This window comes from Streptomyces aurantiacus JA 4570 (assembly GCF_000414115.1).
Classification (GTDB): domain Bacteria; phylum Actinomycetota; class Actinomycetes; order Streptomycetales; family Streptomycetaceae; genus Streptomyces; species Streptomyces aurantiacus_A.
Genome location: NZ_AOPZ01000022.1, coordinates 1 through 7,316 on the forward strand (window position 1 = coordinate 1; position 7,316 = coordinate 7,316).

A 7,316-nucleotide genomic window follows, 5' to 3' on the forward strand; every position below is an offset into this window, starting at 1 on the left:
GCGGGGGCGCCCGGTGCGGCGGGCGGGAGCAGGGGGCGGGGGCGGGCGGCGCGGGCGCCGGAGCCGGGGTGGCGGCCGGGGCGGGCGCCGCCTGTGCGGGCTCGTCGACCGAGATGCCGTAGTCCGTCGCGAGGCCCTCGAGGCCGCTGCTGTAACCCTGGCCGACGGCGCGGAACTTCCACGCGCCCTGGCGGCGGTAGAGCTCGCCGAGCACGAAGGCGGTCTCGACACTGGCGTCCGCGCTGTCGTACCGCGCGATCTCCGCGCCGCCGGCGGCGTCGACGACCCGGATGTGCAGTCCGGGGACCTTCCCGAAGGTGCCGCCGTCCGCGGACGCGGCGAGCACGATCGTCTCGACGGCGGGCTCCACGCGCGCGAGGTCGACGACGAGCGCGTCGGTCACACCGCCGCCCGCGGACTGCTTGCCCTCGTGGCGCACCGCCCCCGAGGCGTGCGTCGCCTGGTTGTAGAAGACGAAGTCCGCGTCCGAACGCACCTTCCCGGAGCCGTCGAGCAACAGCGCGGAGGCGTCGGCGTCCGGCACTCCCGGCCCTGAACCCCACCCCAATTCGACCCGCACCACGGGTGCCGGCACGGGAACATTCGAACCTTTGGCCATTGACATGTCTGCCCCCATCACAAGTTGCCGAGTCCGGCCGGGCCGCCGTTGCGTTCCCGCCCAACCTATTACCTGGCATTCGAAGAGGTGCACGGACGGTCCCCGCAACGCCCCCTCGACAGCCCTTCGGCGGCCCTTCGACGCCCCTTCGGCGGCCCTTCGATCGACCCGGACAGCCGCCGGTCGACCCCGGGTAACCCCTGAGGAACGCGCTATTTACACGATCCGTACGTCGCCGCGCGACCGATTTTCCCACGTTCGCTCGCATTGGGGATCCACGACCACTGGCGACACGTAAAACAACCCTCTTATCGGTCTCCCCAACCAGCACATCAAGGGCTTAACTTATGGAGCATGACCTCCCCCCGCTCCACCTATGGCGGCGGTTACTACTCCGCGCCGTCCTTCCCGGACACCCCGATCTACGACTCACTGGTCGCCGAGCGGGGCACCCCGCAGATCGCCCCGATCCGGGTCCCTTCCGCGTACGACACGGGCAGCCACCTGCCCGCCCTCCCGGCCGCGCTGCCCGCCCTGCCCTCCGGCCCGTCGGGCCCCTCGGGATATCCGGCGGCGGCCATGGCCCCCGCGATGCCCGCGGCGGCCCACCCCAACCCGGCGTACGGCTACGCCCCGGCCCCGCAGCCCGCCCCGCTGCAACAGGCCCCGGCGCCGTACATCCCGCAACAGGCCGGGGGCCCGCGCGGCTATCCCGGCCCGCAGCAGCAGCGCCCCATGGGCGGCACGGGGTACGAGGCCATGCGCCCCGCCGCGCCCCGTCCGGCCCCGGCGCCGCACGAGGATCCGTACAACCGCCAGTACCGGGGCTACTGATCGGCGGCGGCCGTCGCTGTCAGTGTCTGCTGGCAGGATGGCCGCATGCCGAAACCCGCGCTCCAGTCGATCCACATCCATCCGCTGAAGGCGGCCGGGGGGCACGCACCGCGTGAGGCAGTCGTCGAGCCCTGGGGGCTCGCGGGTGACCGCAGATGGGTGTTGATCGACAGCGCGGGCCGGGCCGTGACGCAACGGCCCCACCCCCGTCTCGCGTTGGCCGCCGTCGAGCCGTGGCCCGACGGCGGCATAGGTGTGTCCGCGCCCGGGATGGAGCCGCTCGCCGTCGCCGTGCCGGAGCCCGGCGAGACCGTGCCCGTGGAGTTCCTGCGGGACAAGTCCGAGGCGGTGCCCGCCGATCCCGCCGCGGACGCCTGGTTCAGCGCGTTCCTCGACCTGGACGTCCGCCTGGCGCACCTGGACCACCCGGCGACGCGCCGCCCGGTGCCCGTCGGCCTCGGCCGCCCCGGCGAGACCGTCTCGTTCGCCGACGCCTTCCCGCTGCTGCTCACCACGCTCTCCTCGCTGGACGCCCTCAACTCCCTCATCGCGCAGGGCGACCACGCGGACGAGGGCCCGCTGCCCATGAACCGCTTCCGGCCGAACGTGGTCGTGGAGGGCGTCCCGCCGTGGGCGGAGGACGACTGGTCGCGCGTCGCCATCGGCGACGTGGTGTTCCGCGTGGCCAGGAAGTGCGCCCGGTGCGTCGTGACCACCACCGACCAGCGCACCGCCGAGCGCGGCAAGGAACCGCTGCGCACCCTCGCCCGTCATCGCCGCAGCGGGGACCAGCTCCTCTTCGGGCTGAACCTGATCCCGGAATCGACCGGGCCCCTTCGTATCGGTGATCCACTGAAGATCCTCGAATGAACGGCACGCGGCCGGGGAACTCGACGTCGATGGAAGGACGTTGAAGTTCGGCGGGCTCACCGTGACGGTTCCCGGGAGGGACCAGCGGGAGCGGGAAGGAGCCGGGCGTCCCCCGGGAGGCGGGCACGCGCGGGGTGATGTCGCTCTCTCTTCCCGCGACCCGCGCGTGAGCCGGGCCGTTCGCGGCTATCACGGACGCGGAAGGGGGTGCAGGACTGTGCGAGCGATCGCCGGACTCTGGCGCTGGCGCCACAATCCGCTGCGCCGCGGGACCGACCTCGCCGAGGCATGGATCGCACTCGTCGCACTCGTGCTGATCGTCGTCGCGGCACCCGTCACCGGCGCGGTCACCGGCGCGCTGACCCAGGACGCGCTGCTGCGCGCGGTGGCCTCCCAGCGCGAGGCCCGGCACAGCGTGACCGCCACCGTCCTGGAGAGAATCGACCAGCCCCCGCTCGACCCCGATCCCGAGACCTCCTCCTCGCGCGACGCGCACCGCCGCGTCCTCGCGAGCTGGACCGCCCCGGACGGCTCCGGCCAGGCGGGCACCGTCGCCGCCGACCTCAAGTCCCCGCACCCCGGCGACCGGTTCCGGGTCTGGACCGACGACGACGGCCGCATCGTGGGCCGCCCCCTGGACACCGCCACGGCGACCACGCACGCCGCCCTGGCGGGCCTGGGCGCCGCCCTGGCCTGCGCCGGGCTGATCGAGGGCGCCAGGCGCCTGGCCGTATGGCGCATCGTCCAACGGCGCTACGCCCGCTGGGACCAGGCATGGGACAGCGCGGGGCCGGACTGGGGCCGGGCCGGCACGGGGGCCTGAGAGGCGGTGAGCACCGGCACGGGTGCTTGAGCAGGTGGGACCCCGGCCACGGGCCCGGCCATCGGGTCAACTCCCCCTCTCCGCGCGCGCTACGGTGGACCGGGCGAACTCTTCGGCCTCCTTGCGCGCGGGCGCGAGGTCGCGCGTATTTCGAGGTGGGGGCAGAGCAACTCCATGGCACAGGGCACGGTCCAGGTGACGCACACCGGTACGTCGCGGTGGCGGCGCCGCACGGGCGAGTACGCATCGCTGGCGGCCGCCCTGGAGGCCGCGAGCGACGGGGACGTCCTGACGGTGGCCCCGGGCACCTACCGCGAGAACCTCGTCGTCCAGCGGGCGGTGACGCTGCGCGGCCCCGAGGGCTCCCCCGGCTCCGTGCGCATCGCTCCCGTGGACGGCGTGCCCCTGACGGTGCGCGCGTCCGCCCTCGTACAGGATCTGCACGTGGAGGGGCAGGATTCCGCCGCGCCCGCGCTGCTCATCGAGGACGGCGCGCCGGAGCTCACGGACGTGCGGGTGATGACGCGCTCCGCCGCCGGGATCGAGGTGCGCGGCGGCGCCCGTCCGACGCTGCGCCGCTGCACGGTCGACAATCCGGGCGGCGTCGGCATCGGCGTACTGGACGGCGGTGGCGGGGTGTTCGAGGAGTGCGAGGTCGTCGCCGCCGGCCAGTCCGGGGTCGCCGTGCGCGCGGGCGGGCACCCGCGCCTCGAGCGCTGCCGGGTGCACCACACGTCCGGTGCCGGTCTCTCGGTGACCGGGGAGGGCAGCGGCCTGGAGGCCGTCGGCTGCGAGGTGTACGAGATCAAGGGCTCGGGCGTGCACGTCGCCGCGCGGGCCACGGCGCATCTCACGGACTGCGGGGTGCACCGCACGACGTCCGACGGCGTCACCCTCGACACGGACGCCGTCCTCACGCTCGCCGACTGCCGCATCCACGACATCCCCGAGAACGCGGTCGACCTGCGCTCCCGCTCGGTCCTGACGCTGACGCGCACCACCGTGCGCGAGTTCGGCCGCAACGGCCTGTCGGTGTGGGACCCGGGCACCCGCGTCGACGCCAACCAGTGCGAGATCCACGACAGCACGGGGGACTATCCGGCGGTGTGGGTCAGCGACGGCGCGACCGCCGTCCTGGAGTCCTGCCGGGTGCACGACGTGCCGGACGCGCTGTTCGTGCTCGACCGCGGTTCCCGCGTCGACGTCGTCGACAGCGATCTCACGCAGGTCCGCAACACCGCGGTGTCGGTGAGCGACGGCGCCACGGCGCAGCTGGACGACGTCCGCATCCGCGACGCGGCGACCGGCGCGTGGTTCCGCGACCACGGCAGCGGCGGTGTCCTCGCGGGCTGCACGATCGACGGCAGCCAGACCGGCGTGATCATCACCAAGGGCGCCGACCCCACCGTCGAGCGGTGCACGGTCACCTCGCCCGCCGAAGCCGGCTTCTACGTCTCCGCGGGCGGGCGCGGCAGCCTGGACCGCTGCAAGGTCGTCGGCAGCGGCGGCTACGGCTTCCACGTGATCGACGGCTGCCGTACGACGCTGCGCCGCTGCCGCACGGAGCGGTGCGCGCGCGGCGGCTACGAGTTCGCCGAGGACGGGCCGCTCGTCGAGGACTGCACTAGCGACGAGAGCGCCGGCGCCCGGCCCGCCGCGCCGGAGCCGGCCGTGCAGACGGCCACCCAGACCGCCGGACTGCTCGGTTCGGTGCCCGGCCAGCGCACCACGGAGGAGCAGGCCGCGGCGGAGCCCGCGCAGCAGTCCCGCCCGTCGAAGGCCGTGCTCGGCGAACTCGACGCGCTGGTGGGCCTGGAGAGCGTCAAGCGCGAGGTGCGGGCGCTCACCGACATGATCGAGGTGGGCCGGCGCCGGCAGGAGGCGGGCCTCAAGGCGGCCTCCGTGCGCCGCCATCTGGTGTTCACGGGCTCCCCCGGCACCGGCAAGACGACCGTGGCCCGGCTCTACGGCGAGATCCTCGCCTCGCTCGGCGTCCTGGAACGCGGCCATCTCGTCGAGGTGTCCCGCGTGGACCTGGTGGGCGAGCACATCGGCTCCACGGCGATCCGCACGCAGGAAGCCTTCGACCGGGCCCGGGGCGGCGTGCTGTTCATCGACGAGGCGTACGCGCTCTCCCCCGAGGACTCCGGGCGCGACTTCGGCCGTGAGGCCATCGACACGCTCGTGAAGCTGATGGAGGACCACCGGGAGGCGGTGGTGGTGATCGTCGCCGGTTACACGGCGGAGATGAACCGCTTCCTGTCGGTCAACCCCGGTGTGGCGTCCCGTTTCTCACGCACCATCACCTTCGGCGACTACGCCCCGGAGGAACTGCTGCGCATCGTCGAGCAGCAGGCCGAGGAGCACGAGTACACACTCGGGTCGGGCACGGGCGAGGCGCTGCTCAAGTACTTCACGGCGATCCCGAAGGGCCCGGCGTTCGGCAACGGCCGTACGGCGCGCCAGACGTTCGAGGCGATGGTGGAGCGGCACGCGGGCCGGGTCGCCCAGCTCGTCGCGCCGAGCACGGACGACCTCACCCTGCTGTATCCGGAGGATCTGCCGGACCTTCCGGACCTGGCGTAGCCTCCGGCGCCACCGCTTCAGCCCCGGCCTGCTGGGGACGGGGCGCGGGCACCGCGGGCCGGAGCCGGGCGAGCAGCCGCGCGCGCTCTTCCGCGAACGCCGGGTCGGCCTGGTAGTCGCCGTGCCCGAGGATCGGCGCGGGCAGCGGGTGCGCCTCGGTGCGGCCGTAGGCGAGCGGGTCCTTCAGGGGGGCGCGGTCCACCTGCGGGCCGGGGTCGCCGTGCAGCCGGACGGGGCCGCCGATGGGGTCGGTGGGCCGGTGCAGATTGCGCCAGCAGTCGACCTCGTCGTGCAGGGAGCTGAGGGCGGCGGGGCCGAAGTGCGCCGGGAACCAGCGGCCGTAGAGGCGCTCCAGGGGCGAGCCGTAGGTGAGCAGCGCGACGCGTTTGCGTACGGAGGGGAGCAGCTGCCAGGCCGCGGCCGCGGCGAGCACGCTGCCCTGCGAGTGGCCGGAGAGGACGAGGCGGCCGCCGGTGGCGCGGGTCCAGGTGTGCATGCGCCAGGTCAGGTCGGGCACCGCGCGCTCGGCGTAGCAGGGCGGCGCGAACGGGTGGGCGGCGCGCGGCCAGAACGTGCCGACGTCCCAGAGGATGCCGATGGTGCGGCGGGCCGAGGGGTCGCGGTAGGCGCGCCGGCCCCAGGTGACGAAGAGTATGAAGCCGAGGCCGATCAGCCAGGAGCCCAGTGCCTGCGCGGTCTCGGCGGCGCCCTCGACGAAGGCGGGCGCGTTCCGGGCCGCCTCGCCCGGAACCTTGCCGGTGGCCCAGGCCCCGGCGAGGGCGGCCGCGCCGAGCAGCAGCGTCGCGGCCGAGGTGACGCCGACGATCCGGGGTGCCCGGTCGGTGAGGGCGGCGCGTGCGCGGGTGCCGGCGATGCGGCGGGTGCGGGCGGTGTCCTGACGCTCCTCCGGGTAGTCGAGCGGCACCTGGGCCAGTTCGCGGCGTATGTGTCGCGCGGTGCGCACCGCGAGCGAGCCACAGAGGACGGCGACGACCACCAGGAGCGGTGGGATGACGGATGCCTGCCAGGTCAGGAGTGCGGGCGGGCCGTCGATCGAGCCGCCCGCGCCGGGCGATCCCGGCCCGTCGAGCCAGTCGGCGACGCGCTGCGAGCCACCGCCCGACATCACCCCGCCCAGGGCGCAGGCCAGCATGGCCACGGCCGGGCCCGCGAAGCCGCGGATGGCGGTGCGGGCGTCGGGCGCGCCGCGGAAGATGCGGGCGGCGACCACGGCGAGGGCGAGCACCAGGACGCCCTGGACGAGGGCGATGCCGCCGAAGGTCGTGTTGCCCGGCAGCCGGCCCGCCGACGTCCAGCCGGGCCGCGACCACCCGGCGTACAGGACCGCCAGGAGGAGCAGCGCGAGCGCGGCGAGCGGCAGCCAGCGCACCAGGGTGCGGTCCAGACTCCGGTCGAGACGGTTCTCGCTGCGGCCCCGGCGGCAGACCACCCAGACCACGAAGGCGCCCGCCGACACCAGCGCCGCCACCAGCGCCCAGCCCAGGGCGTCCAGGAGCGCGGGACCGCCGGCCCGCCGGTCGTACCGCGCGGCCGGGGCGCCGACGGCGGCGGCGACCGTCAGCA

General features: G+C 74.7%; 5 protein-coding genes and 1 pseudogene. 4 read left to right on the plus strand and 2 right to left on the minus strand.

The features are described 5' to 3' along the window. Window positions 1-637, minus strand: a 637-nt coding sequence (locus tag STRAU_RS03300; RefSeq protein WP_162473213.1) for a TerD family protein, incomplete at its 3' end; no start/stop codon positions are given. 336 nt (window positions 638-973) lie between these two features. Here STRAU_RS03300 and STRAU_RS03305 point away from each other — a divergent pair. The 4 genes from STRAU_RS03305 to STRAU_RS03320 all read left to right on the plus strand — a co-directional run bounded on the left by STRAU_RS03305 (window position 974) and on the right by STRAU_RS03320 (window position 5,732). Next, window positions 974-1,453, plus strand: coding sequence for a DUF6643 family protein (locus tag STRAU_RS03305; protein ID WP_016638809.1), 480 nt, complete (start codon window positions 974-976; stop codon window positions 1,451-1,453). 45 nt (window positions 1,454-1,498) lie between these two features. Beyond that, window positions 1,499-2,323: an MOSC domain-containing protein gene (locus STRAU_RS03310; protein WP_016638810.1), complete on the plus strand. Its 825-nt coding sequence runs from the start codon at window positions 1,499-1,501 to the stop codon at window positions 2,321-2,323. Between the two features lie 217 nt (window positions 2,324-2,540). Further along, entirely contained in the window at window positions 2,541-3,146 is a 606-nt protein-coding gene (locus tag STRAU_RS03315) for an Rv1733c family protein (protein WP_016638811.1), read from the plus strand. Between the two features lie 174 nt (window positions 3,147-3,320). Further along, window positions 3,321-5,732, plus strand: a complete 2,412-nt coding sequence (locus STRAU_RS03320; RefSeq protein WP_016638812.1) for a right-handed parallel beta-helix repeat-containing protein — start codon at window positions 3,321-3,323, stop codon at window positions 5,730-5,732. Here the strand turns inward: STRAU_RS03320 and STRAU_RS03325 are convergent. After that, window positions 5,683-7,316: pseudogene (locus STRAU_RS03325) on the minus strand (hypothetical protein); the annotation flags it as partial. The gene STRAU_RS03320 and the pseudogene STRAU_RS03325 sit on opposite strands and share 50 nt — an antisense overlap.

Coding starts and splice junctions, on each gene's coding strand:
- STRAU_RS03305 (WP_016638809.1), top strand. CDS start 974: ATGACCTCCCCCCGCTCCACCTATGGCGGCGGTTACTACTCCGCGCCG.
- STRAU_RS03320 (WP_016638812.1), top strand. CDS start 3,321: ATGGCACAGGGCACGGTCCAGGTGACGCACACCGGTACGTCGCGGTGG.
- STRAU_RS03310 (WP_016638810.1), top strand. CDS start 1,499: ATGCCGAAACCCGCGCTCCAGTCGATCCACATCCATCCGCTGAAGGCG.